Origin of the sequence: Microbacterium testaceum (genome assembly GCF_003075375.1) — a bacterium.
GTDB classification, from domain to species: domain Bacteria; phylum Actinomycetota; class Actinomycetes; order Actinomycetales; family Microbacteriaceae; genus Microbacterium; species Microbacterium testaceum_E.
This window is the reverse complement of sequence record NZ_QDFT01000032.1, coordinates 1-26,012: the sequence shown is the minus strand read 5'-3', so window position 1 is coordinate 26,012 and position 26,012 is coordinate 1. Positions and strand designations below refer to the sequence as shown.

31 protein-coding genes are annotated in these 26,012 nt (G+C 68.3%); 5 read left to right on the top strand and 26 right to left on the bottom strand.

Annotated features, from left to right (window positions below; translation table 11 throughout):
- Window positions 1-5 precede the first annotated feature (5 nt).
- The 16 genes from DC432_RS12215 to DC432_RS12145 all read right to left on the bottom strand — a co-directional run bounded on the left by DC432_RS12215 (window position 6) and on the right by DC432_RS12145 (window position 12,732).
- Entirely contained in the window at window positions 6-653 is a 648-nt protein-coding gene (locus tag DC432_RS12215) for a recombinase family protein (protein ID WP_116538129.1), read from the bottom strand.
- Window positions 654-1,060: 407 nt separating this feature from the next.
- Window positions 1,061-2,545 (bottom strand): DNA primase family protein, encoded by a 1,485-nt coding sequence (locus tag DC432_RS12210; protein WP_116538128.1) that lies wholly within the window; start codon window positions 2,543-2,545, stop codon window positions 1,061-1,063.
- Entirely contained in the window at window positions 2,542-3,366 is an 825-nt protein-coding gene (locus DC432_RS12205; RefSeq protein ID WP_165801261.1) for a bifunctional DNA primase/polymerase, read from the bottom strand. The genes DC432_RS12210 and DC432_RS12205 overlap by 4 nt, the downstream gene beginning before the upstream one ends.
- Window positions 3,367-3,571: 205 nt before the next feature.
- Window positions 3,572-4,000, bottom strand: coding sequence for a helix-turn-helix domain-containing protein (locus DC432_RS12200; RefSeq protein ID WP_116538126.1), 429 nt, complete (start codon window positions 3,998-4,000; stop codon window positions 3,572-3,574).
- Between the two features lie 299 nt (window positions 4,001-4,299).
- Window positions 4,300-4,521: a hypothetical protein gene (locus DC432_RS16215; protein ID WP_133177934.1), complete on the bottom strand. Its 222-nt coding sequence runs from the start codon at window positions 4,519-4,521 to the stop codon at window positions 4,300-4,302.
- Between the two features lie 175 nt (window positions 4,522-4,696).
- Window positions 4,697-5,434 (bottom strand): hypothetical protein, encoded by a 738-nt coding sequence (locus DC432_RS16210; protein WP_133177933.1) that lies wholly within the window; start codon window positions 5,432-5,434, stop codon window positions 4,697-4,699.
- The gene (locus DC432_RS12190) at window positions 5,435-6,295 is read right to left on the bottom strand and encodes a phage tail domain-containing protein (protein ID WP_116538124.1); all 861 of its coding nucleotides are present in this window, start codon (window positions 6,293-6,295) and stop codon (window positions 5,435-5,437) included. It abuts the gene before it with no gap.
- A 12-nt stretch (window positions 6,296-6,307) separates the two neighbouring features.
- The gene (locus DC432_RS12185) at window positions 6,308-6,793 is read right to left on the bottom strand and encodes a hypothetical protein (protein ID WP_116538123.1); all 486 of its coding nucleotides are present in this window, start codon (window positions 6,791-6,793) and stop codon (window positions 6,308-6,310) included.
- Between the two features lie 238 nt (window positions 6,794-7,031).
- Window positions 7,032-8,195 carry a hypothetical protein gene (locus DC432_RS12180; RefSeq protein WP_116538122.1) on the bottom strand — a complete coding sequence of 388 codons (1,164 nt, stop codon included), beginning with the start codon at window positions 8,193-8,195 and terminating at the stop codon, window positions 7,032-7,034.
- Window positions 8,146-9,288 carry an ATP-binding protein gene (locus DC432_RS12175; RefSeq protein ID WP_243393116.1) on the bottom strand — a complete coding sequence of 381 codons (1,143 nt, stop codon included), beginning with the start codon at window positions 9,286-9,288 and terminating at the stop codon, window positions 8,146-8,148. The genes DC432_RS12180 and DC432_RS12175 overlap by 50 nt, the downstream gene beginning before the upstream one ends.
- The gene (locus DC432_RS12170; RefSeq protein ID WP_108320448.1) at window positions 9,285-9,647 is read right to left on the bottom strand and encodes a YraN family protein; all 363 of its coding nucleotides are present in this window, start codon (window positions 9,645-9,647) and stop codon (window positions 9,285-9,287) included. Before DC432_RS12170 ends, DC432_RS12175 begins: the two co-directional genes overlap by 4 nt.
- A 93-nt stretch (window positions 9,648-9,740) precedes the next feature.
- Entirely contained in the window at window positions 9,741-10,064 is a 324-nt protein-coding gene (locus DC432_RS12165; protein WP_055836674.1) for a DUF2469 family protein, read from the bottom strand.
- 77 nt (window positions 10,065-10,141) lie between these two features.
- The gene (locus DC432_RS12160; RefSeq protein ID WP_116538121.1) at window positions 10,142-10,795 is read right to left on the bottom strand and encodes a ribonuclease HII; all 654 of its coding nucleotides are present in this window, start codon (window positions 10,793-10,795) and stop codon (window positions 10,142-10,144) included.
- Window positions 10,792-11,544, bottom strand: a complete 753-nt coding sequence (gene lepB / locus DC432_RS12155) for a signal peptidase I (protein WP_116538120.1) — start codon at window positions 11,542-11,544, stop codon at window positions 10,792-10,794. Before lepB ends, DC432_RS12160 begins: the two co-directional genes overlap by 4 nt.
- A 142-nt stretch (window positions 11,545-11,686) precedes the next feature.
- On the bottom strand, window positions 11,687-12,034 hold the full coding sequence (gene rplS, locus DC432_RS12150) for a 50S ribosomal protein L19 (protein ID WP_058231655.1): 348 nt from the start codon (window positions 12,032-12,034) through the stop codon (window positions 11,687-11,689).
- 194 nt (window positions 12,035-12,228) lie between these two features.
- Window positions 12,229-12,732, bottom strand: a complete 504-nt coding sequence (locus tag DC432_RS12145) for an MFS transporter permease (protein WP_116538119.1) — start codon at window positions 12,730-12,732, stop codon at window positions 12,229-12,231.
- 105 nt (window positions 12,733-12,837) lie between these two features.
- Between DC432_RS12145 and map the strand changes: the two genes are divergently transcribed.
- Window positions 12,838-13,620 (top strand): type I methionyl aminopeptidase, encoded by a 783-nt coding sequence (gene map / locus DC432_RS12140; RefSeq protein ID WP_116538118.1) that lies wholly within the window; start codon window positions 12,838-12,840, stop codon window positions 13,618-13,620.
- A gap of 91 nt (window positions 13,621-13,711) precedes the next feature.
- On the opposite strand, the gene trmD is transcribed toward map, so the two are convergent.
- The 4 genes from trmD to rpsP are packed head-to-tail and all read right to left on the bottom strand — an operon-like array spanning window position 13,712 to window position 15,723.
- A complete protein-coding gene (gene trmD, locus DC432_RS12135; RefSeq protein WP_116538117.1) occupies window positions 13,712-14,401 on the bottom strand; it encodes a tRNA (guanosine(37)-N1)-methyltransferase TrmD in 690 nt (229 codons plus the stop codon).
- Window position 14,402: 1 nt separating this feature from the next.
- Window positions 14,403-15,074: a ribosome maturation factor RimM gene (gene rimM, locus DC432_RS12130; RefSeq protein ID WP_116538116.1), complete on the bottom strand. Its 672-nt coding sequence runs from the start codon at window positions 15,072-15,074 to the stop codon at window positions 14,403-14,405.
- Window positions 15,074-15,304 (bottom strand): RNA-binding protein, encoded by a 231-nt coding sequence (locus tag DC432_RS12125; RefSeq protein ID WP_116538115.1) that lies wholly within the window; start codon window positions 15,302-15,304, stop codon window positions 15,074-15,076. Before DC432_RS12125 ends, rimM begins: the two co-directional genes overlap by 1 nt.
- 5 nt (window positions 15,305-15,309) lie before the next feature.
- A complete protein-coding gene (gene rpsP / locus DC432_RS12120) occupies window positions 15,310-15,723 on the bottom strand; it encodes a 30S ribosomal protein S16 (protein ID WP_116538114.1) in 414 nt (137 codons plus the stop codon).
- A 233-nt stretch (window positions 15,724-15,956) separates the two neighbouring features.
- Here rpsP and DC432_RS12115 point away from each other — a divergent pair, with 233 nt between their 5' ends.
- The gene (locus tag DC432_RS12115; RefSeq protein ID WP_116538113.1) at window positions 15,957-17,120 is read left to right on the top strand and encodes a glutamate--cysteine ligase; all 1,164 of its coding nucleotides are present in this window, start codon (window positions 15,957-15,959) and stop codon (window positions 17,118-17,120) included.
- Window positions 17,121-17,170: 50 nt separating this feature from the next.
- A complete protein-coding gene (locus tag DC432_RS12110; protein ID WP_116538112.1) occupies window positions 17,171-17,887 on the top strand; it encodes an SGNH/GDSL hydrolase family protein in 717 nt (238 codons plus the stop codon).
- A 31-nt stretch (window positions 17,888-17,918) separates the two neighbouring features.
- Here the strand turns inward: DC432_RS12110 and ffh are convergent, their stop codons facing one another.
- Both ffh and DC432_RS12100 read right to left on the bottom strand, forming a co-directional pair.
- On the bottom strand, window positions 17,919-19,463 hold the full coding sequence (gene ffh / locus DC432_RS12105) for a signal recognition particle protein (protein WP_116538111.1): 1,545 nt from the start codon (window positions 19,461-19,463) through the stop codon (window positions 17,919-17,921).
- Window positions 19,464-19,507: 44 nt separating this feature from the next.
- Entirely contained in the window at window positions 19,508-20,062 is a 555-nt protein-coding gene (locus DC432_RS12100; protein WP_116538110.1) for a TetR/AcrR family transcriptional regulator, read from the bottom strand.
- Between the two features lie 62 nt (window positions 20,063-20,124).
- Here DC432_RS12100 and lipB point away from each other — a divergent pair, with 62 nt between their 5' ends.
- Both lipB and lipA read left to right on the top strand, forming a co-directional pair.
- Entirely contained in the window at window positions 20,125-20,763 is a 639-nt protein-coding gene (gene lipB / locus DC432_RS12095) for a lipoyl(octanoyl) transferase LipB (protein WP_116538109.1), read from the top strand.
- Entirely contained in the window at window positions 20,760-21,794 is a 1,035-nt protein-coding gene (gene lipA / locus DC432_RS12090; protein ID WP_207770816.1) for a lipoyl synthase, read from the top strand. The genes lipB and lipA overlap by 4 nt, the downstream gene beginning before the upstream one ends.
- Before the next feature lie 52 nt (window positions 21,795-21,846).
- Here lipA and DC432_RS12085 read toward each other — a convergent pair whose 3' ends face one another.
- The 4 genes from DC432_RS12085 to DC432_RS12070 form a co-directional block, all read right to left on the bottom strand.
- On the bottom strand, window positions 21,847-22,275 hold the full coding sequence (locus DC432_RS12085; protein ID WP_116538108.1) for an MSMEG_6728 family protein: 429 nt from the start codon (window positions 22,273-22,275) through the stop codon (window positions 21,847-21,849).
- A gap of 4 nt (window positions 22,276-22,279) precedes the next feature.
- Complete coding sequence (locus DC432_RS12080; RefSeq protein WP_108318319.1) at window positions 22,280-22,780, bottom strand: DUF2004 domain-containing protein; 501 nt, start codon at window positions 22,778-22,780, stop codon at window positions 22,280-22,282.
- 70 nt (window positions 22,781-22,850) lie between these two features.
- A complete protein-coding gene (gene ftsY, locus DC432_RS12075; protein WP_108318318.1) occupies window positions 22,851-23,723 on the bottom strand; it encodes a signal recognition particle-docking protein FtsY in 873 nt (290 codons plus the stop codon).
- Between the two features lie 4 nt (window positions 23,724-23,727).
- Window positions 23,728-26,012, bottom strand: a 2,285-nt coding sequence (locus DC432_RS12070) for an AAA family ATPase (RefSeq protein WP_165801259.1), incomplete at its 5' end; no start/stop codon positions are given.

Genomic DNA, 26,012 nt, shown 5'->3' with positions numbered 1-26,012 from the left:
CCAGATCAGCTGACCAGCGCCGAGACCCGCTCAACGAGTTTGGCAACGGTTGACGGATAGAACCGGTTGCCGAGTGAGGTCAGGTGGCCGGCCTCGTTCAACTCGCGCGCAATCTGCGAAAGGCCCGCACCTTCGTCACGACGCATAGTGATGTAGTTGACCACCTCGCCGCGGAGGTCGGTCTTCGAGGGACGGCCACCGTACGGCTTGCCCTGGCGCTTCAACTCGGCCAGCGCAGCACGAGTACGGTCTCCGATCTGTCGCCTCTCCCACTGGGCCAGCGCCATCAGGACATGGGCGATCATCTCACCGTTGGTCGTGGCCGTGTCGATGTCCAGGTCGAGCGTCGCAACGGACCAGTTCTTCTTGCGGAACTGCTTCAACACGGTGGCGAAGTCAGCAACGTCACGGGACAGTCGGTCCAGCTTGGTGACCACCACGCCCTGAGCCTCTTTGGCGCTCAGCATGCGCAGCACCTCACGCCCACCCTCTCGGTCAGCCAGGCCGGTGCCACCGGAAACGTCAGGGTCGGACAGCCACGCCACGATGTCGTGCTCGCGGTAAGCAGCCCATCGCTCGATGAGGTCACGCTGCGCAGACATACTGGTGTCTTGCTGATCGGTACTCACTCGGAGATATGCAACGACTTTCATAACGGCTCCTATTGCGGCATTTACCCTAACCGTTCGGTTTGGGTTCAATATCCACAATATTCAACGTCACATTCGATGCAACCACGGGAATTCCGCGGTCCTCGCATACGCATACAGACACTTTGAGGCGGACTTACTTGTGGGCGAGGCAGGTGTTCTCACCCATTCCTCACCCTCACGCGAGACAAGCTGAGAGCCGTACCATAGGCCATCCGTACCAGAGCCCTTAGATAAGTGGAAACAGCTCGATGCAAAAATGCAAAAAAGCCATCCCATGCACCAAGTATATTTTTGACACCCCTATAGGGGACTTATTGCATAGGCCATATTTTTTGCATTATTGCATCTTGCTTCACAGAAAGAGGGCGCAAGCCGAAGCCCACGCCCTCTCGTCTGCGCTCAAACGCTCAGCTATGCATCATCTGACCCGGTGTGAGGTCGTCCTGGTCGCTCCGTGACGCCGCGCGAAGCTGCACACCGAGCATCTTCCGGTTCGAGCCGTTCCGATCGACAAACCCGTGACCCTGGCTTCGCGCAATCTCCTCGAGACGCGTGGTGAGGGCGTGCGAGCCGTGGATACCTGACTTGAACTCTCGGAACGAGGTGTAGGACGCGAGGAGGTGGTCCTTCCTTGTCTCGTATCCCTCCCCCACCTCAAGCCATTCGTCGTAGAACCGGCGGATGTGGTCGGTGGTCTCTTCGATGTGCCGGGTCGAACGGGCGACGTGCCCAGGCAGACGCGACTTGCTGTAGACCAAGCCGGACTCGGCCATGCCGTAGTAGGCCATCCCACCCGCGACGATCAGCGCCAGGATCGCCTCCCCCTCTGACTGCGCGATGCTCGTCGCCAGACCGGGACGCCGGTCCTTCTCGGGCACGGTGGGGCCGGACTGAATACTGATCACGCGGCGAGCGATCGCGGCGTCCCACTTCTCGACGTTCGGCATGCTGTTCAATGCGAGGAACACGGTCCACGTCCTCGGGACAGTGTGGGCGCGCCCGTAGATAGCGCGCACCGACTTCTCGCGCTGACCTGTCAGTCGCTTCACCTCCTGCTCGTTCAGGTCGATGTCGTCTGACACCTCGTCGATGGCGCCGAACCGGCGACCGGCGAGCTTGTTCACGTCCTCGGTGTGTGCGCCGTTTCTTGTCTTGGAGACCAGGTCCGGGCTGAGAGTCGCATCGGCCATGTCACGGCCAAGGACCAGCGCCACGCATTCGAGAGTCTGCGACTTTCCGGTGTTCGTGTCCCCGTACAGGATGAAGAACACCTGCTCGGGGTTGTCGCCGATAGCCGCGTAGCCGAACGTCATCAGCATGAACGCGAGCGTCTCGTCCGTCGCGTCGACAGCGAAAGCTCGACGCACCAACGCTGTGAAGTTCGGTGCGACCCGTTCCGCGTGCGCAACGAGCGGAGCACCCGAACCCGGCATCAGCTCGGGTCGGAATGCGAGCGGGACCAGCTGGGTCAGCAGATCCTCCTGGGCGTGGTTGTGCATTACGCCGGTTCTCAGGTCGACGGTTCCGCTTGTGGTGTTCAACAGATGCGGCGCAGTGTCCAGCCGAGTCGATGCGATCCGGACCTTTTCGACAGATTTCACCGCATTCACGCACGCCCGGATGCGCGGCATATCGAGCGACGATGCCGACCACTTCATCAGCGCTCGGCGGGTTTCGTCGTCAGTTGTCGCTCGCGCCTCATCCGCGATGTCGAGCGCCGAGAGTTTGGCGATACCTTCGATGGCCGTTTGATCCGGCAGTCGCTCCCAGCGCTGACCGTCCCATCGAATGAATGTCTGCCAGTCGGTCACCCAGCGGAACAGGTGGCCGTGATTGTCGGCCATCCGCTGCGCGTTCCCGGTGTCGTGGGTCGGGTAGGTTTTCGCACTCATGGTGCACCTCTCAGAGAGCTCGCCCAGGCGAGTTGCGCCTCGACGTCGGGGCCAATGGACTTCACCGCGCGCTGCATCTGTTTTTCGACCTTCGACCACGGGAAGACATCGCCCGGCGGATTATCGGTCTCACGCCAGATCTCGTACGCGATCTGCCGAACGAGGTCGAGGTGCGGGTAGTGATTGCGGACGAGTCTCCACATCAGGGTGTTGAAGCCGTTGTCGCGCTGTCCCAGCCGAAACCCTGTCCTTCGCAGCACGTCAGTCTCGGGAAGATCAACGCTCGACCCTCCCCCACCCGATGACCCATTGCTCGACCCGCGCCACTCGCGCAGGGCGCGCACCAGCGCTTCCGGCGCATATGGGATGCTCGCCAGGTCACCGCGAACCAGCTCGTAGGTTCGAGGCTCGCCGGGTATGTCCGTGCGGAACGTCCCGGGCGCGGCAACCTGATGCCCTTGCCCACTCGCGGCGTCGGCTTTGAGATCGACGTGCTCGATCCACGGCACCCGTGATGGCAGGGCACCGTCGTACCGGAAGTACAGGTGCGCACCGCTCGCCGTCTGGACGAGCGGGAGGTCGCCCAGGTCGAGTTCAAGCAGTTCCTCGACCTGGATGAGCGAGTCGAAGCCACCGAAGGACCACTCCGGTGCGCTTTTGGTATCGATGTCGAGGATCCCCAGCCCACCGCCCGTGAGAATCCCCCAGTTGCATCCCGGGATTTCCTCACGCCAAGCCTCGATTTGCGCCGTATCGTCCGTCGCGCGCGCGGGCCATCCGGCGATAGCTGGAATGTTGGTGCCTGGACGCAGGGGCAGCACTCGGAGCGAAGACCGGCCGGCCTCTGGCCTGACCGTGCTCACAGTCCCCTCGCGACCCGTCGGATGAAGTGCTCGATGACGGACAGTCCGCGATGCTCCCGAACCACTTCGCGGAAGACCGGGGTGAGGTCGCGTCGCATCGCGCGGCGAGGCTCGGGGTCGCGCGGGCGGAAGATCGCGGCGTTGTGCGTTGTAGTAGCCATGATCACGACCGCGCATCCAGGCCACGGAGAAATGCGACCACCTGGTCGACGTAGCTGTCGGGGATTTGCATCAGGACGGTCTGGGCGGGAACGTCCATGATGTAGTCCTCGCCGTACTCGGCGTCGGCATCGACGCCCTTGACGAGACGCGAGTGAGCGCGGGCAACGTCATGCTTGCGAGAACCCATGCCCCTGCGCGGAGGCCAGTCGTTGACGTACGCGAGAACGTCATCATCGAACAACGTCTGGATGGGAAGACCGAAGAACGCCTCGTAAGCCTTCGCCTCGTCCGGGCTGACATGTCGTCGTCCCTTGGCGTGGTTCGAGTACGCCGAAACCGCGATTCCGGTCGCAGCAGCGATCTGGGCACGGGTGAGGCCACGATCGAGAGCAATCTCGGTGACCATCTGACGGGTCTTGGGCAGAGCCACTGGAAACACCACCTGTCGGTGTGCTTCAACAGAGGGTCTGTCCGCTATCAACTCCTGCGGAGGTCTGAGCCTCGTCCGCCTAATTCGATATGCCCTCGGTACGAGGACAGTGATTCAGTCGCGGTCGCCAATCGGCTTTGTTGTTATTGCCCATATTAATCGAGGCGGGCACTCGAGTAAACCCCCACTTGATACGAGCCGTGTCAACTTTCGTAGCGTGTGAGGAGCGACCGTCTGACGCTGTCAGCCTTGCAGTGTTGTCGCGACCCGTCCTCGACGTGTTAGCGCGTCAGATCGACTCAGGCAGTTCCTGACGCGCCATCGACGGCTAGCGCCTGGTTCGCGTCGCGAATGAACTGCCGAGCCTCGAACGCGGTCGCGAATGCGAGGCAGTCGCAACCGTCTTTACGGTGCCACTCGTCCGGACATGTCGGGCAAATTGCCTCGTACTGGGTCTTCTGGCCAAACCCGGCAGCACGTGCGTTGATGCGGAACTTCCACCGCGGCTGATCGTCAGTCATAGCCGAGGACGATGTTGCCGTTGTCGGTGCGTCCCCTGACGACACCGATCCACTTTCGTGAGGCGGGAAGCGTCGAGTCTGTTGGCTCCGGGTGTTCGGGCGACGGGTACGAGAACTCAGCTTCCCCGCGTCGGGGCGGTGGCTGCGGTGTGTGCTGTCGCATGGTGGCGACCTCCTACCTCGCGTTGCGCGAGTCGACGGTGCTGTGCAGATTGGGCCGGCCTTGGTCGGGGTACTGCCTGCGCAACTGCTCTAGCCGGTCCTGCTTGAACCAGTCCGGCTTTCCGCTCTCGGTGATGCGACGCTTCCGGTCCTCGCGCTCCTGGGCCTCGACCTCTTCGAGAGTCGGCATGCGAAGGTCTTGGCTCTCTTCGACGACCTCAGCGTCCATGATGTTGTCGGCCGCAAGTTCGCGCGGGACTACGTGGCCACTCGCGATCTGTTCACCCTCCGGAACCTGCCGAATGATGGACTGCAGGGTGGTCTCCCACGGCTTGTGGGTAACCTCGACCTTGCGTTCCTTAGGCAAGGTGCGATCGAGAATCATGCGCATTGCCTGGAGTCGATCCCCCTCCGAAGTCTCGGCGTCGAGCGCGATGCGTCGGAGTTCCCACAGAACCGGCTCCACCATTCGGTCGAGGAGGTCTTGTGCCTTCGCTGCCGAGGCCTGATTGGCACCGTGGTAACGACACGTGCGCTGCCCGCGCAGTGCGTCGTTATGGCACTGTTCGCCGTCTGCATGACGACCGATGCAGCGTCGCTCGATCTTCGTCACGTCGCGAGGGCCGATGCCCCCGTCTTCGGTGTGGCCGTTGCAGAAGTCAGAGCCTGAAACGGCCCACGCTCGGCATGGCTGCCCTTGGCGACCGCGGTTGTTCACCGTGATCGTCGCTGTGCAGCGCTTCTTGCTCATTCAGATCACCACTTCGTAGCGCGGCTGGAAGTTGAGGCGAACGCGCGTCTGGCCGTTCGTGTCCTGCATCGACAGGTTGATCGTCGTTCGACCAGGCGGGATAGCGAACAGAAGCGGCGCGTCCGCGAGGCCGGTATAGACCGAGCCGTTGGCATTAGTAACCGATTTGTCACGGGTGTTCACCGTGATGGGGTTGCCGACCTCGACGGCGGGGTCGTACGTGAACCCGGCTCCGTACACGTCTGCGTGGAAGTGGTGCCCCGGTCCCTCGACGAGCCAGATCGGGAACGCGTCGGCATCGCCGGGGTTATCTACCTCCACGCTGCCGATGACGCTGGCTGAGGACACTCGGAGGCGCGAGAGGCCCATACTCCCCGTCTTGATCAAGCCGCGACCGGAGTTGCCACCGGCGTCGATCTTGACGTCGACTGACTCGGCAGAGGTGAAGTAGGCGGAGGTCGACTGCAACGTCAGATCCCACTCTGCAAAGGTGAGTGAGTCGGTGCCCTCGCCAAAGATGTGGTCTCCACCTCCGGCGAAGACCACGTCTGTGAATAACTCGGTTCCGTCGTCGTAAGTGACGAACAGCGTTGCCAGCGAGACGCGGGGGTTCAGGATCCGAACCAGTTTGCGCATGAGGTCCTGAATCTCGGCCTCGGACTCACCTTGGAACGCCACGGGAAGCTTGATCACTCGCCCGCCTTTGCGCTGTCCTCGGAAGCGTGTGCCATCGGCGGCACCCTCCCGGAACCGGTTCACAGTGGGGGCCATCCCGAACCCAGATGCCCCGATTCGGCGCAGGACGCCTGTGGGCATCCAGTTTGAGATTTCGAGGGTGTCGCCGTTGTTCTCGAGGCGCATGCGAACCACGGGTCAGCCCGCCCTGGGGTAAGTTATGGCGTCGTGGAGGCCGAGCGTGTTGACGCACTCCTGGCAGAACGCAAACTCCGTGATGTACCGACCTCGCGGAATGTAGACGATGGCAACGGCGCGAGTCCGGTCGAACAGGTCGAAGGCATCGTGGCGATGGCACGCGCTGATGAGGCTGCCGTCGGTCATGTCCACGCCGCGGAGAGGACCGTCGACCTCGGAGGCGTAGCGCCAAGGGCGACCGTAGAAGACGGACCCATCCGTTTCACGAGTGCTGGTGCTGATGCTTTCGACCACGATCGCGCGACCCGGATCGGGCTGCTTCTCGAAGCCATCGTCCGTCGTGCTGGCGGTGAGCGCTTCACGCACCCACACGTCCTGCTCGTGAAGCCACTGATGACGACTTGCGCCCATCTGAGCCTTCACGAAGTTCATTGCCTCGATGACGGCGGCAGTGTCGTCAATCAGGTCGATGAATTCGGTTTCCATGACGTCTTCCCTTCCTGGAAGTTCTGGCCTTTCCTTCCGAGTTGAATGCCGGGGCGCCACCGGAAGGAAAGAAGGGTGGCGCCCCGGTGAAGATCCCCGACGAAGGACGGATCTTCACGGCGCGAGGTGATCAGCTCACGCCGGGTCTTTGAGGGAGTGCCGTCGCCCATCTCAAACGACGGCACTCCGGTGCGTGCTTGATGTACATCGCGTACACGCACCCGACTTGTGGTCGGTCTTACGTCCAGATCGGTGATTCGTACGACCCGCTGGGTTTCACCTGCATGACCGCGGCAGCGCCACGGTGGCGAACGCCGACACCCATGCCGCGCTCGTAGATCGACTCCACGAGAGGGTGTGCCCCGCCCTGCGAACGGCGCAGAATGAGTCCGCGCTCGCCGGGCGTCCGGTGCTCGCGGATCAGGAGCGGGTTGCGCGCGCTGCCGGCTCCTGAGGTCGCGACGGCGATCACGTAACCGAGTGGCACGAACGGCGACTTGTGGATCCACGCGTCCCCGTAAGAACCCATGATTGGGAGGTTGTTGAACGCCGCGGGAGCTGCGTCGCCGACGATGGATGCTTCGGTGAGGTACGCCGGGGCCGAGACGCTGGGGATGTAGTCGTACTTTGCGACTGCGCCGTTGGCATTGGGCGAGTTCGCGCGCCAGGTCTGGATCGCGTCGGCCTGGAACGGGTTGACCAGCAGCATGATGCGCTCACCAGACGCGGCAACGCCGTAGCCATGCTCCTGAACGGTGGCAATCAGGTCCTCGACGTCTTTGGAGTCGATCTGGTTGGCACCGGAAACGAGGTAGTGGCTGTGCGACGAGTTGAACGTGCGACCGGCGTAAGAGGGCGGGACTTCGCCAGTCGATCCGTCCCACAGGTCGTAGATCTGCTGGCCGTTCTCGTTGATGGGACGATTCCCGACCTCGCTACGCGTCGTAAGCGCAGCCATCACCTCGCGGAACACGCGCCGGTTATCTGCCTCGAGCATCGCGGCGTGCTGGCCTCGAACCTGCTCGGCGCTGGCGTCGCGCAGGTAAGCGCGGGTGAATCGGCTCGACTTGTCACGCCACACCAGCGGGAGACCACCGCGGATGACGTCGACGTTCGGACGACCGGCGGTGGGCACTCCGAACTCGCTCTGGAGGTCGAACTCGATGTCACTCTCCCCGGCCGGGAGATCGAAGAACGGGTCGATCGTGTTCGACGTGAAGAGGGCTGCGAATGCGGACCGGCTACGGTTCCATTCGCTGAGCACGCCCTGGAACTCGTTCCAGAGCACATCAAGGTTCACGCCATCGGCGGTGAACCGGAGGTTGTCGGCGGCGACGTTGAAACCGCGCCGGTCAGCGCCGATGACGCTGTGCGGGAATCCCGCGATAGACAGGCCGCTCATCGCGGACCTCCAATCGGTGAGTGATTGAGGAGGACCGAGACCACGGGAAACGGCGGGGCTTCTGTGACGCTGTAGCTAAGCGGTCAACGCGACCACGGGTCGGTGTCGATACGGCAAATATACAACCTGGGCAACATCGTGTCGACCGAAGGGTTGATTTTGTGTTGGTGTACTCGTCGAGGAACAGCACCCCCTCGCTCGCCCGGGCGATCGCGCCGGGACGGATGACTCCCGATCCGCCGCCGATGAGCGCCGCCGCCGTCGCGCCGTGGTGCGGGCTCTCGAAAGGCGGGATGCGCGAGAGGCGCGTGACCGTCTCGCCCGACAGCGATCTCACGGACGCGACCGCGAGGGCCGCATCGTCGTCGAGGGGCGGAAGGATGCCGGGGAGCCGCCGTGCGAGCATCGTCTTACCCGCGCCCGGGGGGCCGCTCATGAGCACGTGATGGCCGCCCGCTGCGGCCACGACCAGGGCGTCGACCGCCTCGGGCTGGCCGACCACATCGCCGAGCTCGAGGGCCACGTCGTCCGGTGACGAGGGCGTCGAGGCCGCGACCGGGGCGAGATCGGGAGCGTCCGAGACCCCGCCGTGCCAGCGGACCACCTCGGCGAGGCAGGTCGCGGCGAACACCTCGACGCCGTCGACGAGGGCCGCCTCGTCGGCGTTCGCCGCAGGCACCACGACACGGGTGACGCCCCCGCGGTGCGCGGCGACGACGGCGGGCAGGACGCCCGGAACAGGCCGCAGTCGCCCGTCGAGTCCCAGTTCGCCGATGTGCACGGTCCCGGCGATGCGGGCGGCATCCATCGAAGAGGTCGTCGCGAGCGCCGCGACGGCGATCGCCACGTCGAACCCCGAGCCGCGCTTGGGAAGGCTCGCCGGCGACAGGTTGACCGTGATGCGGCGCTTGGGCAGGTCGAGCCCGCGATTGGCGCACGCGTTGCGCACCCGTCGTCCCGCCTCGCCCAGGGCTTTGTCGGCGAGGCCGATGATCGAGAACTCCGGCGTCTGCGACGACACGTCCGCCTCGACCTCGACCAGGTCGCCGCGCAATCCCGTCAGAGCGACCGCCCAGGTCCGCGACACGCTCACAGGGCGTCCTCGAGGTGTTCGAGCCGCGCGGTGCGGGCATCGGGCCCGACGAGGCCGACGGCGTCGATGCGCAGCCGTCGCCCGCGGGCGAGGTCGGGATGCGCGGCCAGCCACGCCATCGCGAGCCGCCACAGTCGCGCGGCCTTGCGCTTGTCGATCGCCTCGAAGGGGTGCCCGTACAACTCGCTGCGCCGGGTCTTCACCTCGACGACGACGAGCGTGTCGTCGCGTTCGGCGACGACGTCGATCTCGCCCTGCGGGCACCGCCAGTTGCGCGCGATGATGCGGTAGCCGTCGCCGATCAGATGGGCGACGGCGCGGTCCTCCCCGGCTCGGCCGAGGTCGTCTTTCGCTGCCATGCCCGAGAGCGTGGCAGGCGCGTCACGGGGCGCGCGGGCCCTCGGCGCGCATCCGTGGATCGATCAGTGCGCGCCGCGGATGGGGAGGAGGAGTCAGTTGTCGAGCGACAGTTCGTCGGGCAGCTGGAAGTCGTGCCGCGACAGCTCTTCGACGTTGACGTCCTTGAAGGTCAGCACGCGCACCGACTTGACGAAGCGGTCGGCGCGGTAGATGTCCCAGACCCACACGTCGGTCATCGAGATCTCGAAGTAGAAGTCGTGCTCGGTGTCGCGGCGCACGACGTTGACGTCGTTGGCCAGGTAGAACCGGCGCTCGGTCTCGATCACGTAGGTGAACTGGCGCACGACATCGCGGTACTCGCGGTACAGGGCCAGTTCGAGCTCGCGGTCGTAGTCCTCGAAGACGTCGTCATCCATGGTCCTCCCATCCTAGGCGGGCACGGTCCCGTGGGTCGCACGGAGTCCGCGCCCGGGCGCGCCGACGAGAGAGGCGCTCAGAACAGGGTCGGCGCCGCCGCGATGGCCCACGAGTGACGGTGGTGGACGCTCATGCCGTGCGTCGAAATCGCGTCGCGGTGATCGACGCTCGCGTAGCCCTTGTTGCGGGCCCAGCCGTACGCGGGCAGGTCGTCGTGCAGACCGGCCATCAGGGTGTCGCGGGCCACCTTGGCGATGACGGATGCCGCGGCCGCACTCGCGCAGTCCCGGTCGGCCTTGACGATGGGCGTGACGGTGAGGCCGGGCTCCCCCGCCGGGGTGATGTAGTCGTGGTTGCCGTCGAGGATGACCAGCGCCTCTTCGGGGACGACGCCGTGAGCGCGCAGATCGGCGATCGCACGGACCGCCGCGAGCCCGAGGGCGCGGATGATGCCGATCTCGTCGATCTCGACCGAACTCGCCCAGCCCACCGCGCTGTGCTGCACGAAGGCCGCGGCCCGGGCGGCCACCTCGGGTCGGCGTGCCTCGGGGACGAGCTTGGAGTCGCGCAGGCCCGCGGGGACGCGCTTTCGCGAGCGGGCGGGGTCGATCACGGCCGCGCCGACGGCCACCGGTCCCGCGAGGGCGCCGCGACCGACCTCGTCGCACGCGATAATGATCGCGTGCTGCTTGAGCGCGCGGCGTTCGAGGGTGAGGGTGGGTTCGATCACTTCGCCGCCGGCGCGGGGACCCCCGCGAACACCTCGTGGTGGAAGTCGATGAGTCCGAAGCGGTCGAACGGCCAGGTGATGACGAAGGCGCGACCCACGACGTTCTCGACCGGGACGAAGCCCTTGGTCGGCTGGTCCTGGTTGTAGCGCGAGTCGCGCGAGCTGTTGCGGTTGTCGCCCAGCACCCACAGCGAGTCCTCGGGGACGGTGACGTCGTACGGCACCGGCGACGGCGCCGTGGCTCCTGGCGCAAGTCGCACGTAGCTCTCGTCGATGGGCACATCGTTGACCGTCGTCTGGCCCAGCGCGTTGCAGCAGACGACGTGATCGCCCTCGACGCCGATGACCCGCTTGATGAGATGGTCGTCGCTGTCGGGCGCGGCGAGACCGAAGAGCGACAGCACCCAGTCCACGCCCTCGGAGATCGGCGATCCGGCCTGCGCGGCGGGCTGAGCATCGAGCCATCCGCCGGGGTCGCGGAAGACCACGACGTCACCGCGCTCGTACGAACCGAAGCGCGGCGTCAGCTCGTCGACCAGGATGCGGTCCTTGACCATCAGCGTGTTCTCCATCGACGCCGACGGGATGTAGAACGAGCGCACCACGAACGTCTTCACCAGGAACGACACCAGCAGCGCGATCACGACGATCACGAGCAGGTCGCGGAAGAAGGCGCCCCATCCGCGGCGACGCCGCCCGGTGGGAGTGGATGCCGCGGCATCCGGAGTGGAGGCGGTCTGGTCGCTCATGTGTTCCTTCGTCGGGTCGCCCGCGCATCGGGAAACCGCACGAACCAGGGTCGCACACCCGGGCCGGATGCCGTGACCGTGACGCCGCGAAAACGCCGAACGCCCCGCGGGTGAGACCCACGGGGCGTTGGAGAGAGTCGACTCAGCGGTCGCGCTTCTCCTTGATCTTGGCCTTCTTGCCGCGGAGGCTGCGCAGGTAGTACAGCTTGGCGCGACGCACGTCACCGCGCGTGACGACCTCGATGTGGTCGATCACGGGGCTGTGGACCGGGAAGGTGCGCTCGACGCCGACCTGGAAGCTGACCTTGCGGACGCAGAAGGTCTCGCGCACGCCGTCGCCCGAGCGGCCGATGACGACGCCCTGGAACACCTGGATACGCGAGCGGTTGCCTTCGGTGATGTTGACGTGCACCTTGACGGTGTCGCCGGGGGCGAAGGCGGGGATGTCGGAGCGCAGCGAGGCCGCGTCGACGGAGTCGAGGATCTGCATGATCATCACTTCCTGCGACCGCCACAGGTCGATCGCACGATAAAAGGGGAAAAGGTGAGGCGTGCCCGAGGCCGCGGGATGCGGCGGACTCCCCTGAGGCAGAGCCGGTCAGGGCACGATCGTCTATTCTGCCACGGCGACCCCGAGGCTCCAAAACGGACCAGCGGCCCGCGCGGCGCCGAGCGGCGCTCGCCTCACTCGGGTCGTCGTACCTCGGACACGACGATCACGTCGCCGTCGGCCCGCCCCGCGGAGCGCTCCGCGGACGGTTCCCGCACCGGCGGGATGTACGCCGTGCCGTCGGACGCGTGCAGGACGGTCACCGCTCCGCGCGCCTCGTTCCAGAGCTGCGAGAGCGACGACCAGAACAGCACGAGGGCCCCGACCACCGACAGCACGAGCAGCGGGAAGAACACGCGCGAGTCGAAGAAGCCGAGTGCCACGATCACCGCCTGCCACAGTGCGACGCCCGCGGCGTCGCGCCACGACACCGCGCGCGTCGAGCGCACGGCGGCGCGTGCCCGGATCAACAAGGCGATGAGCAGCTGCGACACGAACACCGTCGGCATGGCCACGAGCAGCCACAGCAGCGCCCATCCGCTCCCGCCCGAGAAGACGATCCAGCCGACGAACAGCCACAGCGGCAGGACGAAGGCCGCCGGGAACAACCAGCGGAGGAACACTCGGCGCAGCACCATGGGCCGATGCTACGGCCCGTCGATGTGCGGCTCCTTTGAGAAGACCATGACCTGGACGTCCGGCATCCATGGGCGAGAATGGACGTACGAACGAGAGGATCCCCCATGATCGAACTGCGTACGCCGGCCGAGATCGACGCGATGCGCCCCGCGGGCCGCTTCGTCGCGGAGGTGCTCGCCACGCTGCGCGACGAGACTAAGGTGGGCACCAACCTGTTGCACCTCGACCGCCGCGCCCACGACATGATCCGCACGGCCGGCGCCGAGTCCTGCTACATCGACTACCACCCCTCGTTCGGCGCGAGCCCCTTCGGCAAGGTGCTGTGCACCTCGATCAACGACGCCGTGCTGCACGGGCTCCCCCACGACTACGTGCTGCGCGACGGTGACCTCGTCTCGCTCGATTTCGCCGCGTCGGTGGACGGATGGGTCGCCGATTCGGCGGTGTCGTTCGTCGTCGGCACGCCCCGCGACGAGGACCTCGCCCTCATCGACACCACGCAGCGCGCCCTGTCCGCCGCGATCAACGCCGCCACCGTCGGTCACAAGATCGGCGACATCTCGGCCGCCGTCGCCGCCGTCGCGCGCGCCGAGGGGCTGAGCATCAACACCGACTTCGGTGGACACGGCGTGGGTCGCACCATGCACGGCGATCCGCACGTCGCCAACGACGGCAAGGCCGGCCGCGGCTACCCGCTGCGCGCGGGCCTGGTGGTCGCACTCGAGCCGTGGTTCCTGCAGACCACCGACGAGCTGGTCACCGACCCCGACGGCTGGACCCTGCGCAGCGCGGACGGCTCGCGCGGAGCCCACTCCGAGCACACCGTGGCGATCACCGCCGAGGGACCGATCGTGCTCACGGATCGGTCTTTCCTCGGCGTCGACTGACGGTCCGGATGACGGATGCCGCGGCCCCTCGGGTCGCGGCATCCGTCGTCTGCGGGGGTGCAGCACCGCCCGCGTGACGACAGCCGACGCGTCAGTCGGCGAGCAGGTCGGGGCGGCGCAGACGCGTGCGCTCGATCTGCTGCTCGCGGCGCCAGGACGCGACTGCCCCGTGGTTGCCGCTGAGCAGGATCGGCGGGACCTCGCGCTCGCGCCAGACGGCGGGCTTGGTGAACGAGGGGTATTCGAGGAGTCCGTCTTCGTGGGACTCCTCGACGAGGCTCTCGGGGTTGCCGACGACACCGGGGACGAGACGGCCGATGGCTTCGACCATGGCCATGACGGCCACCTCGCCGCCGTTCAGCACGTAGTCGCCGAGCGAGAGCAGGCGAACGTCACCGAGCTCGGCGGCGTAGTCGAACACGCGCTCGTCGATGCCCTCGTATCGGCCGCACCCGAACACGAGGTGCGGAGCGGCCGAGAGCTCACGGGCGATCGACTGGGTGAAGCGCTCCCCCGCCGGGGACGGGAAGACGATGACGGGCCGCTCGGCGGCGCCGCCGACGATGTCGTCGAGAGCTTCGCCCCACGGCTCGGGCTTCATCACCATGCCGGCGCCGCCGCCGTAGGGCGTGTCGTCGACCGTGCGATGCCGGTCGTGCGTGTAGTCGCGCAGATCGTGGACGGCGACGTCGAGCAGGCCGCTCTGACGGGCCTTGCCCAGCAGCGAGACCTCGAGCGCATCGAAGATCGTCGGGAAGATCGACACGACGTCGATGCGCACGTCAGTCCTCGCGGTCGCCGGCGGTGACGGGTGTCGCGTCGCCCGCTTCGGCGTCGTCGTCCGCGGCGGCACCGGCGTCGGGTGCCGGTTCGTCGTCGGGCTCGGCCGGCAGGTCTTCGAAGAGCCCCGTCGGGGGCGTGACCACGACGCGTCCGGCCGCGATGTCGACCTCGGGGACGATGGCGCTGACGAAGGGGACGAGCACCTCGCGGTCGTCGCCCGTGGGCTTGACGATGAGCAGGTCCTGCGCCGGGAAGTGGTCGACCCGCGCGACGCGCCCGATGACGACGTCGTCGCGGACGACGTCGAGACCGACGAGCTGATGGTCGTACCAGGCGTCGTCCTCGGCGGGAGCCGCCTCGGTGTCCTGGTCGATCCACAGGATCGCCTTGACGAGCTCTTCAGCAGCGGTGCGGTCGTCGACGCCCTCGAAGAAGACCACGGGGTGGGAGTTCATCCACCGGAACTCGCGGACCGTCAGGTCGCGCCCGTGCCACGGCGAGGACTCGGGGACCTGGAGGGTGAACGTGCTCCCGGGCACGAAACGGCCGTCCGGATCGTCGGTGTACAGCTCGAGCTTGAACGCGCCCTTCAGGCCGTGGGCCTTGACGAGGCGCCCGACACGGAGCTGGGTCCTGGCGGGCTGGGCGCCCGCGCTGTCAGCGGTCGACATCAGTCGTCGGCGACGTCGACGCGCACGCGGCGGCCGTCGGCGAGAGCGGAGATGAGCGTACGCAGTGCCTTGGCGGTGCGTCCACCGCGCCCGATCACGCGACCCCGGTCATCGGGGTGCACGCGCACCTCCAGCACGTCTCCGCGGGGAGAGGAGCTGGCACGGATGGACACGTCGTCGGGGTTATCGACGATCCCCTTGACGACGTGCTCGAGCGCGGTGGACAACACGGGGATTACTCGGCCGAGGTCTCGGCGGCGTCCTCAGCGGGCGCCTCGGCGGGAGCGTCGGCCTTCTTCTCGGCCTTCGGCTTGACGACCGACTTCTTCGAGGCGTCGGCCTCGAAGGCGGCCTTGGGCTCGCGGACCTTGACGGTCGACACGGCGTCCTTGTCGCCCTTGAACTTGCCCCAGTCGCCCGTGAGCTTGAGGATGGCGGCGACCTGCTCGGTGGGCTGGGCGCCGACCGACAGCCAGTACTGGGCGCGCTCCGAGTCGACCTCGATGAACGAGGGCTCCTCGGTCGGGTGGTACTTGCCGATCTCTTCGATGACACGACCGTCGCGCTTGGTGCGCGAGTCGGCGACGACGATGCGGTAGTAGGGCGCGCGGATCTTTCCGAGGCGCTTGAGACGGATCTTGACAGCCACGATGACTCCTGATGATGAAGATGAACGAACCGGTCGCCTGGAGCGTGGGGTGCACACCCGGCGGAAGCTCAAAAGGGTGGACCGACACTGGATAGAGGGTCGAGTGGCGGGTCCAGCCCTCTATTCTGCCAGATCCCCGAGGCCCGACGTGACAGCGACAGCGAAACGACACGGACCGTCGCGCAGAGTAGCGGAGCGGCCCCCGCGAAAGGCTCCGTGTCAGACTGAGCCGCATGAGGCTGCCGTTCGCTCCGTCGACGCGTTCGTCCGTGGGTCTGGAGTGGGAGCTCATGCTCGCCGACCGCGAGAGTGGTGACCTCGTGCCGCGCGCGCCCGAGATCCTCGACGAGGTCGAGGACGCGACCGCCCTCGAGCGTTTCACCGTCACGGGCGAGCTGCTCACCAACACCGTCGAGGTGACGAGCGGCGTCGGACACACGGTCGCCGAGGCCGTCGACGACATCGGCGACGCCATCTGCGCGCTGCGCGAGCAGACCGAGCCGCGCGGCCTCGAACTGCTGTGCGCCGGAAGCCACCCCTTCGCGCAGTGGTACGACCAGCAGGTCACCGACAAGACCCGTTATCACACGCTGATCGAGCGCACCCAGTGGTGGGGGCGCAACATGATGATCTGGGGCATCCACGTGCACGTCGGCGTCGACGACGTCGAGAAGGTGATGCCGATCGTCAACGCGCTGACCGTGTTCCTCCCCCACCTGCAGGCGCTCTCGGCATCCAGTCCGTTCTGGGCCGGAGACCGCACCGGGTACATGTCCAACCGCGCCCTGGTGTTCCAGCAGCTGCCGACGGCGGGCCTGCCCTGGCAGTTCGAGACCTGGGACGGTTTCGAGCGCTACCTCGACGACATGGTCCGCACCGGTGTGATGGCGGATGCCAGCGAGGTGCGCTGGGACATCCGTCCGGCGCCCAAGTGGGGAACGGTCGAGATCCGCGCGTGCGACGGCATGTCGACGCTTCCCGAGCTCGCCGCCGTCGCGGCCCTCGCGCAGACGCTCGTCGAGCACTTCTCGCGGCTTCTGGACGAGGGCCGGCCGCTCCCCGGCATCCCGCCCTGGTATGCCCGCGAGAACAAGTGGCGCGCCGCGCGCTACGGCCTCGATGCGCGCGTGATCGTGGATCGCGAGGGGACGCAGCGCCCCGTGGTCGAGCACCTGCGCGAGACGATGGAAGAACTCGCCGGCGTCGCCGTCGAGCTCAAGTGCGCGCGCGAGTTCGCCAGCCTCGAGACGATCCTGGCGACCGGCGGGAGCTCGGCCCGGCAGATCGCGATCGCCGACGCGGCCGACGGCGACCTGCGCGAGGTGGTGCAGCACCTGATCCGGGAGTTCCGCGGCGGTCCGACGCTGCGCGAGCACCTCGCGGCCCTCCGGGCCTGAGCCGCCCCGTTCCGCGCCCGTTCATAGGCGGGCCTGCCTAGGATCGCGTCATGACGATCGGACGGCGCGGGTGGCCGCTCTTGCTCACGGCCGCGGTGGCGGGCCTGTCGGTGGCGCTCTCCGGATGCGCGGCCGAACCGGAGCGCGGTCCGGAACCGACGTTCACGAATCCGCTCGCGCACGCGACGTCCGCGCCCGCGGCGCAGGCCCCCTCGCGCGTGGTCGCGCTGGGCGACTCGCTGATGTCGGGCTACAACCTGCTGCCCGAGCAGGCGTGGCCCGTCCTGCTGGGCGCGCGCGCCCGCGTCGCCCTCACGAACCTCGCCTGTCCGGGCATGGGGTTCGTCGTGCAGGGCGAGTGCGGGACCTCTTACGCCGGACTCGTTCCGGCGGTGGCGGCCCTGCAGCCGCAGCTGCTGATCGTCGAGAGCTCGAGCAACGACTTCTGGGAGGACGGCGACGAGATCCGCAGCGACACCGCCGACACCGTCGATCAGCTGCACGCCGCCGCCCCGGACGCGCGCATCGTGGGTCTGAGCACCATCTGGAACGACGACCCCGACGTCCCCGACGACACCGCCGTGACCTCGGACGCCCTGCGGGACGCCGTGCAGGCGGTCGGCGGGACCTTCGTCGACGTCGGCCAGCCGCTCGCCGGCCACCCCGAGTGGATGCAGGAGGATGACGTGCATCCCACGCCGCGGGGTCAGCGCGCGATCGAGCAGACCGTCATGTCGGCCCTGCAGGATGCGGGCGTCCTGCCCTGAGTCGGGCGTCCGCTCCCCGGTACGGGACGCGTCAGCCGCGACCGAGCATCTTCTGCAGCTCGGCGAGGTCGGCCTCGCTCGGCGCGTTCCGGCCCCCGAGACCGAAGCCGGATCCGGTCGCCGGAGCCGAGGCCGCGATACCGGCGTTCTCGGCCGCGCGCTTGGCGGGGTTGCCCGACCGCGAACCCTTGGCCTTCTGCTGCTTGCCGCGCTTGGACGACGCACCCGGCTTGCCGCCCACCGGACCCATCCCCGGGATGTTGGGCACACCGCCGCGCGCGACGGTCTTCATCATCTTGGCGGCCTGGTCGAACCGCTGAACCAGCTGGTTGACGTCGGTGACCGTCATGCCCGAACCGCGGGCGATGCGCAGGCGGCGGGAGCCGTTGAGGATCTTGGGGTTGCGGCGTTCGGCGAGGGTCATCGAGCGGATGATGGCCTCGGTGCGGTCGATCTCGCGCTCGTCGAAGTCGTCGAGCTGCTGCTTCATGTTGCCCATGCCCGGGAGCATCCCGAGCATCTTCTTCATGGAGCCCATCTTCTTCATCTGCTGCATCTGCTCGAGGAAGTCCTCGAGCGTGAAGGTCTCGGTCGCGAGCTTCTCGGCGACCTTCATCGCCTCGGCCTCGTCGAAGGCCGACTGCGCCTGCTCGATCAGGGTGAGGATGTCACCCAGGTCGAGGATGCGGGATGCCATGCGGTCGGGGTGGAAGGGCTCGACGTCGTCGAGGCCCTCACCGGTCGACGCGAAGATGATGGGGCGACCCGTGACCGAGGCGACGGACAGCGCGGCGCCACCGCGTGCGTCGCCGTCGAGCTTCGACAGCACGACGCCGGTGAAGTCGACGCCGTCCTGGAACGCCTTGGCGGTGTTGACGGCATCCTGTCCGATCATCGCGTCGATGACGAACAGCACCTCGTCGGGCTGGGTGGCCTTGCGGATGTCGGCGGCCTGCTTCATCAGCTCGGCGTCGACACCCAGGCGACCGGCGGTGTCGATGATGACGATGTCGTGCTGCTGACGCGTGGCGTGCGCGACGCCGTCACGGGCGACCTTGACCGGGTCGCCGACGCCGTTGCCGGGCTCGGGCGCGTAGATCGCCGCTCCGGCGCGCTCGGCGACGACCTGCAGCTGGTTGACGGCGTTGGGGCGCTGGAGGTCGCAGGCGACCAGCAGCGGCGTGTGGCCGTCCTTCTCGAGCATCTTGGCGAGCTTGCCGGCGAAGGTGGTCTTACCCGAGCCCTGCAGGCCGGCGAGCATGATGACGGTCGGGGGGTTCTTGGCGAACTGCAGGCGACGCTGCTGACCGCCCAGGATGCCGATCAACTCGTCGTTGACGATCTGGACGACCTGCTGCGCGGGGTTGAGGGCGCGGTTGACCTCGTCGCCGAGGGCGCGCTCGCGCACGGCGGCGGTGAACTCCTTGACGACCGGGAGCGCGACGTCCGCATCGAGCAGGGCGCGACGGATCTCGCGCACCGTCCCGTCGACGTCGGCGGGCGTGAGCTGGCCCTTCTTCCGGAGGTTGCGGAAGGTCTCTGTGAGCCGGTCGGAGAGGGTGCCGAAAGTCGCCATGATGAGTCGAGTTTACGCGGATCGACGCGACCGCGCGGCGCGGCTCAGTCGTCGGCGAGGGCGATGGCCGCCGCGAGCACCTCGGCGAGGGGGTGACCCGTGGCCGTCCGGTCGGCCCAGGCCCACACGGCCGCGAGGACGGCCGCCGCCAGCGCGCCGGCGCGCACCTCGGCGCTGAGCGCCGGCATCCCGTCCCGCGTCAGTCGCGCGGCGATCTCGCGCTGCAGCCGGAACTGCCGGACGGCGCGGTCGCGGTCCAGCTCGGCGCCGATGCCCATGGCCTCGGCGTTCGTGATCGCGAGGGCGAGGGCGTCGGGCCGGAGCCCCGCCCCGATCTCGACCAGGGCCGAGGCGACCTCGGCGTCGTCGCGCAGCAGGTCGACGCCGACGGCGACCTGCTCGTCGAAGCCCGACCACAGCACGTCGCTCTTGGCGGCGAAGTAGTTGAAGAAGCTCGAACGGCTCACGCCCGCGCGACGTGTGATGTCGGAGACGGACGTCGCGTCGTAGCCCTGCTCGAGGAACAGCTCGCACGCCGCCTCGGCGAGCACCTCGCGAGAGGAGACCCGGGGACGGCCGCTGCGCGATTCGGAGGCCACGACGTCAGCCTACGGCGGTCGCGCGCGTGTATTCTTGGACGCAATCCAACATCGGAGGGTCGATGCTCGACATCCACCACGCGGGCCTGGCCCCGCACTACGTTCCCTATCTCGACGGCTGGGCCCACCAGCGCCGCATCCACGCCGACGTGGTCGCGGGCACACGGCCCGACACGCTGCTGCTGCTCGAACACGAGGCCGTGTACACCGCGGGCAAGCGCACCGAGGCGCACGAGCGCCCCGACGACGGCACGCCGGTGGTCGACGTCGATCGCGGCGGCAAGATCACCTGGCACGGACCCGGGCAGCTCGTCGGCTACCCCATCGTGCGCCTGCCCGAGCCGATCGACGTCGTCGCCCACGTCCGACGACTCGAGGGCCTGCTCATCGACGCACTCGGCGCGCTCGGCGTGGACGGGTTCCGCGTCGAGGGGCGCAGCGGCGTCTGGGTCCAGCGCCCCCTGGGCGTCGACAAGATCGCGGCGATCGGGGTCCGCGTCGAGAAGGGAACGACCATGCACGGCTTCGCCGTCAACTGCGACAACACCCTCGCGGGGTTCCGGCACATCGTGCCGTGCGGGATCTCGGATGCCGGGGTGACCACCGTCAGCGAGGTGCGGGGCGCCGACGTCTCCCCCGCCGACCTCCTGCCCGAGATCGAGCGCGTCTTCCGCGCCGAGTACGCGGCGGTGGCCGCGTGAGCGCCTGCGGGACCGGTAACGCCGGGGCGCCGGCATCCACCGCCCCCAACGGGCGCAAGCTGCTGCGCCTCGAGGTGCGCAATGCCGAGACGCCGATCGAGCGCAAGCCCGAGTGGATCAAGACCAAGGCGCGGATGGGCCCCGAGTACACGGCGCTGCAGAACCTGGTGAAGACCGAGGAGCTGCACACGGTCTGCCAGGAGGCGGGCTGCCCCAACATCTTCGAGTGCTGGGAGGACCGCGAGGCCACGTTCCTCATCGGCGGCTCGCAGTGCACCCGTCGCTGCGACTTCTGCCAGATCGACACCGGCAAGCCCGCCGACTACGACCGCGACGAGCCCCGCCGCGTCGCCGAGAGCGTGACCCGGATGCAGCTGCGCTACGCCACGGTCACGGGTGTCGCACGCGATGACCTGCCCGACGAGGGCGCGTGGCTGCACGCCGAGACGGTGCGACGCATCCACGCCGAGAACCCCGGGACCGGCGTCGAGATCCTCGCGACCGACTTCTCGGGCAACCCGGCGCACCTCGACGAGGTGTTCTCGTCGCGCCCCGAGGTCTTCGCGCACAACGTCGAGACGGTGCCGCGCATCTTCAAGCGCATCCGTCCCGCCTTCCGGTACGACCGATCGCTCGGCGTGCTCAGCGCGGCCCGCGACGCGGGGCTCATCACCAAGTCCAACCTGATCCTCGGCATGGGCGAGGAGCCCGAAGAGGTCGTGCAGGCCCTCGAGGACCTGCACGCGGCGGGAACCGACATCATCACGATCACCCAGTACCTGCGCCCCACCCCGCGCCACCTGCCGGTGCAGCGGTGGGTCAAGCCCGCCGAGTTCGTCGAATTCAAAGAAGAGGCCGAGCGCATCGGGTTCCTCGGCGTGCTCGCCGGTCCCCTCGTCCGCTCGTCCTACCGGGCCGGACGCCTGTGGGCGCAGTCGATGGTGTCGAAGGGACGCGAGATCCCGCCGCATCTCGCCCACCTCGCGAAGGACATCGCCGCGGCCGACGCGGGCTTCGCCCAGGCCGTGTGACGCGGGGCGGCGGCCGGAGCACCCGGCCGTCGTCCCCTCGGCCGCGTTCGCGTCAGACCGGCCAGATGTACGGCAGGTCGTCGGGCAGATCGCCGAAACGCGGGACGTAGAACTCGGCATCCTTGCGGATCAGGTTCGAGCGGTGGGCCCGGTGGAAGGCCTCGTCGCCGAGCCACGGCGGCAGGTCGAGGTCGTCCTGGGCGACACCGTCGACCTCGGGTGCGAAGACGCGGATCTTCTCGCGCACGGTGTCGGCGCGCCCCTGGGCGATCCACTCGTCGGTCACGACCAGGCCGTACGACACGAGCGCCGCGAGGTGTCCGTCCCACATCTTCGCCGCGGGATGATGCCGCCAGCCGTGGTCGGGGACGGTCAAGGCGCGCAGCAGCTGGAACGTCTCGACCCGCTGCTTGCCCAGGCGCTTGAGGTCGAGGGCGCGGGCCGACTCGACGAACGACGCGTACGGCAGGAAGGTCTGCACGGGGTCAGTCGGCGCTGGTGACCGACTGCACGCGCCCGTCGGACGCGAGGTTGACCAGCAGTACGTCGTCGGTCGCGTCGGGGTCGAGCGCGTACTCGAGGACCGCGAACGGGTCGGCGCCGCCGTGCTCGTCCGCGAGGATCGTCATGCTCATCAGCTGCAGCGCCTTGATGACGTCGATGTGGGTGTCGCCCGAGGCGTCGACCAGGAAGTCCTCGAGCTCGTCGCCGAGCGTCGCCTGCTGCTGCAGGATGTACTCGGTCACCTCGCTGGTGCGCGAGCCGAGCTCGTCGACCATGGCGTTGCGCGCGGCGAGGTCGATCGACTCGAGGGAGGAGATGAGGGATGCCGCGACGTCGAGCGCCTCGACCGAGACGTCGTCCTGGTCGGGGGCGGTCAGGTCGACCGTGACGCTCTGATCGCCGAACTCGACGTTCTCGCTCCAGAAGATCGACCCGTCGGGGCCCGACTCGAGGAGTCCGAAGAAGTCGTGCTCGATGGCCATGCCTCCATGTAAGCAGCCCTCCCCGTCTTCGGGAAGACGACCCGCCCGGGGGCGGATGTGCGGTAGGGGCTCAGTCGACGAGCGAGGCGGCGAACACGTGCGGCGTGAAACCCGTGAGGTCGTTGATGCCCTCGCCCTGACCCAGCAGCTTCACCGGGATGCCGGTGCGCTCCTGGACCGCCAGGACGAAGCCGCCCTTGGCGGAACCGTCGAGCTTGGTGAGCACGAGGCCCGTGACCCCGGCGCTGTCGAGGAACGCCTGCGCCTGCATCAGGCCGTTCTGGCCGGTCGTGGCATCCAGGACCAGGAGGACCTCGGCGATCGGTGCCTGCTTCTCGATGACGCGCTTGATCTTGCCGAGCTCGTCCATGAGTCCGCCCTTGGTGTGCAGGCGGCCGGCGGTGTCGACCAGCACGATCTCGGTGCCGGTCTCTTTGGCGTGGGCGACGGTCTGGAAGGCGACGGATGCCGGGTCCTGACCCTCGTGCTGCGGACGCACGATCGTCGCTCCCCCGCGCTCCGCCCAGGTGGCCAGCTGGTCGACCGCCGCGGCGCGGAACGTGTCGGCGGCCCCCACCGTCACCGTGCGCCCGTAGCGCTGCAGGAACTTGGCGAACTTGCCGATCGTGGTGGTCTTGCCCACGCCGTTCACGCCCACGACGAGCACGACCGCCGGACGTTCGGTGAGTCGCAGGGTGGTGTCGAACTTCGCGAAGTGCTCCTCGAGCGTCTCTTTGAGCATGCGCTGCAGGTCGCGGGGGTCGGTCGTGCGGTAGCGCTCGACCTTCTCGCGCAGTTCGTCGACGAGGCGCTCGGTGACGTCGGGACCGAAGTCGGCCGTCAGCAGCGCGGTCTCGAGGTCTTCCCACGTGTTCTCGTCGATCGTGGGTTTGACGAACAGCCCGCGCAGCGCGCGGCCCAGCGACCAGGAGTTCTCAGCCATTGCTTCAGCTTACGGGGGCGGCCTCGTCACGGGCGGCGGCGCGGTCGCCCACGCGCTGACCCACGACGGCCGAGACGCCGTCCTGCCGCATCGAGACCCCGTACAGCGCGTCCGCGATCTCCATCGTGCGCTTCTGGTGCGTGATGACGATGAGCTGACTGCTCGCGCGCAGCTTCTCGAAGACGCCGAGGAGCCGTCCGAGGTTGGCGTCGTCGAGGGCGGCCTCGACCTCGTCGAGGATGTAGAACGGGCTGGGGCGGGCGGTGAAGATCGCGGTGAGGAATGCCACGGCGGCCAGCGAGCGCTCGCCGCCCGACAGCAGCGACAGGCGCTCGATCTTCTTGCCGACCGGTCGCACCGCGACCTCGATCCCGGTCGTGAGCGGGTTGTCGGGGTCGGTGAGCGAGATGCTCCCGGTTCCGCCCGGGAAGAGGATCGGGAAGATGTCGGTGAACGCGGCGCGGGTGTCTTCGAACGCGGCGACGAAGATGGTCTGCATCCGCTCGTCCAGCTCGGCGATGATCGTCTGCAGGTCGGCACGGGTCTGCTGCAGGTCGGCGAGCTGCTCGGTGAGGAACGCGTGCCGCTGCTCGAGCGCCGCGAACTCCTCGAGGGCGAGCGGGTTGACGCGTCCCAGCTGCGCCAGCTTGCGCTCGGCGTCCTGCAGCCGACGCTTCTGCGCGGTGCGGTCGTAGCGCACGCCCTCGCCCTCGCCGTCCGCGGGGATCAGCTGGTCGGGACCGTATTCGGCCACGAGGACGGCCTCGTCGAGCGCGAGTTCGGACTGCACCCGTTCGAGAAGGCTCGTGACGTGCAGCTTCTTCTCGTGCATCTGCAGCTCGAGTCCGTGGATGCTCTCGGTGAGGCGGGCCAGCCGCTCACGCACCGCCGCTTCATCGGCGCGGGCACGGGCGAGCTCCTCCGTGACGGCCGCGCGCGCCGACTCGGCCGCCGCCAGCTCCACCCGCGCCTGGCTCACCGAGCGGTCCACCGAGTCCAGCAGCGGCGGCAGGTGTCCCGCCACCTCGGCCGCGACGGCGCGCTGCGCGCGACGGATCACGGCGCGGCGCGCGGCCTCGGCGGCAGCGGCGCGCTCGCGCTCCCGCTGCTGCTCGAGCTGGACGATGCGCACCTCGCCCGCGCGGACGCGCTCCTTGAGCGTCTCGATGTCGAGCCGCGCGCGCAGCTCGCGCTCCCGGGCGGCGTCGACCTCGGCGGCCAGTCCCGCGCGCGCGGACGCGTCGAGCAGGGGCCGAGGGGCCTCGAGCGCCCGGTTCAGCTGCTCTTCGGCGCGACGCGCCGCCTCTTCGGCGTCGACGACCAGGGCCTGGGCCTGGCCGAGCCCCGCCTCGAGACGCTCGCACTCCGCCACGGCGGACTCGTGCTGCACGGTGACGCGGTTGGTCTTCTCGGCCTGGGCGGCGAGGGCCGCGTCGTGCGCGCGCAGGGTCGACAGCGCTTCCTTCGTCCGCTGGCGCGCGTCGGTGAGCACCCGCTGCTCGTCGGCGAGGGCCTCGCGCAGCGAATCCGCCACGACGACGATCTCGGCCAGACGCTCCTCGGCGGCGTCGCGTTCGGCGGCGAGCTCAAGTCGCGAGCGACCCGACCCCGAGCCGGCCCGCACGGTCAGGGCCGTGAGCACCTCGCCCGCGCGGGTCACCAGCGTCACCTCGGGGGGCAGTCCCGCCTGGAGCGCTCGACCCGCGGCGAGGTCGTCGACGACGAAGGTGCGGGACAGGATGCCGCGCACCCCCGCCGACGCGGTGACGACGTCGACGGCCGCGACCGTTCCCTCCACCTCGGGCGCGGTCGTCGGCGCGTCGGCTCCGGCGATCGCGATCTCGACGACCCCCATGTCGGCCGAGGCCGCCGTCCGCGCGGCGTCGAAAGCCGCCTCAGCGTCGTCGACGAGCAGTCCCTCGGCGAGCGAGCCGAGCGCCGCGGCGATGGCCGCCTCGTACCCGGCGGTGACCTTGACGTCGTCGCCGACCAGACCCCGTACGCCCGGACCGCCCGCGGCCAGCAGGTCGGCGGCCGCGTTGCGCACGTCGAGGGCGCGCCCCAGCGCCGTGGTCTGGGCCGTGAGGGCGTCGCGCTCGCGCTCGGCGGTGTGGAGTCGGTCGCGCATTCCGGCGACCGCGCTCTCGCGGTCGTTGGCGTCGCGCTGCGCGCGCTCGTACGCGGCGGCGTGCTCGGCGCTCGATGCGCCGGGGACGACCTCGGGATCGAGCTCGGCGCGGGCGCGCTCGGTCTCGGCGCGCCGCAGCAGGGCGGCGCGCCGAGACCGAG

What these genes read in the sequence shown, in the direction of transcription:
- lepB (WP_116538120.1), bottom strand. Translation starts at nt 11,544, where the DNA reads ATGAGCGACCAGACCGCCTCCACTCCGGATGCCGCGGCATCCACTCCC.
- map (WP_116538118.1), top strand. Translation starts at nt 12,838, where the DNA reads ATGATCGAACTGCGTACGCCGGCCGAGATCGACGCGATGCGCCCCGCG.
- rplS (WP_058231655.1), bottom strand. Translation starts at nt 12,034, where the DNA reads ATGCAGATCCTCGACTCCGTCGACGCGGCCTCGCTGCGCTCCGACATC.
- DC432_RS12115 (WP_116538113.1), top strand. Translation starts at nt 15,957, where the DNA reads ATGAGGCTGCCGTTCGCTCCGTCGACGCGTTCGTCCGTGGGTCTGGAG.
- ftsY (WP_108318318.1), bottom strand. Translation starts at nt 23,723, where the DNA reads ATGGCTGAGAACTCCTGGTCGCTGGGCCGCGCGCTGCGCGGGCTGTTC.
- DC432_RS16210 (WP_133177933.1), bottom strand. Translation starts at nt 5,434, where the DNA reads ATGAGCAAGAAGCGCTGCACAGCGACGATCACGGTGAACAACCGCGGT.
- DC432_RS12210 (WP_116538128.1), bottom strand. Translation starts at nt 2,545, where the DNA reads ATGAGTGCGAAAACCTACCCGACCCACGACACCGGGAACGCGCAGCGG.
- DC432_RS12190 (WP_116538124.1), bottom strand. Translation starts at nt 6,295, where the DNA reads ATGCGCCTCGAGAACAACGGCGACACCCTCGAAATCTCAAACTGGATG.
- DC432_RS12180 (WP_116538122.1), bottom strand. Translation starts at nt 8,195, where the DNA reads ATGAGCGGCCTGTCTATCGCGGGATTCCCGCACAGCGTCATCGGCGCT.
- DC432_RS16215 (WP_133177934.1), bottom strand. Translation starts at nt 4,521, where the DNA reads ATGACTGACGATCAGCCGCGGTGGAAGTTCCGCATCAACGCACGTGCT.
- DC432_RS12215 (WP_116538129.1), bottom strand. Translation starts at nt 653, where the DNA reads ATGAAAGTCGTTGCATATCTCCGAGTGAGTACCGATCAGCAAGACACC.
- DC432_RS12165 (WP_055836674.1), bottom strand. Translation starts at nt 10,064, where the DNA reads ATGGATGACGACGTCTTCGAGGACTACGACCGCGAGCTCGAACTGGCC.
- ffh (WP_116538111.1), bottom strand. Translation starts at nt 19,463, where the DNA reads ATGGCGACTTTCGGCACCCTCTCCGACCGGCTCACAGAGACCTTCCGC.
- DC432_RS12145 (WP_116538119.1), bottom strand. Translation starts at nt 12,732, where the DNA reads ATGGTGCTGCGCCGAGTGTTCCTCCGCTGGTTGTTCCCGGCGGCCTTC.
- rimM (WP_116538116.1), bottom strand. Translation starts at nt 15,074, where the DNA reads ATGTCGACCGCTGACAGCGCGGGCGCCCAGCCCGCCAGGACCCAGCTC.
- DC432_RS12170 (WP_108320448.1), bottom strand. Translation starts at nt 9,647, where the DNA reads ATGGCAGCGAAAGACGACCTCGGCCGAGCCGGGGAGGACCGCGCCGTC.
- DC432_RS12110 (WP_116538112.1), top strand. Translation starts at nt 17,171, where the DNA reads ATGACGATCGGACGGCGCGGGTGGCCGCTCTTGCTCACGGCCGCGGTG.
- DC432_RS12185 (WP_116538123.1), bottom strand. Translation starts at nt 6,793, where the DNA reads ATGGAAACCGAATTCATCGACCTGATTGACGACACTGCCGCCGTCATC.
- DC432_RS12080 (WP_108318319.1), bottom strand. Translation starts at nt 22,780, where the DNA reads ATGGCCATCGAGCACGACTTCTTCGGACTCCTCGAGTCGGGCCCCGAC.
- lipB (WP_116538109.1), top strand. Translation starts at nt 20,125, where the DNA reads ATGCTCGACATCCACCACGCGGGCCTGGCCCCGCACTACGTTCCCTAT.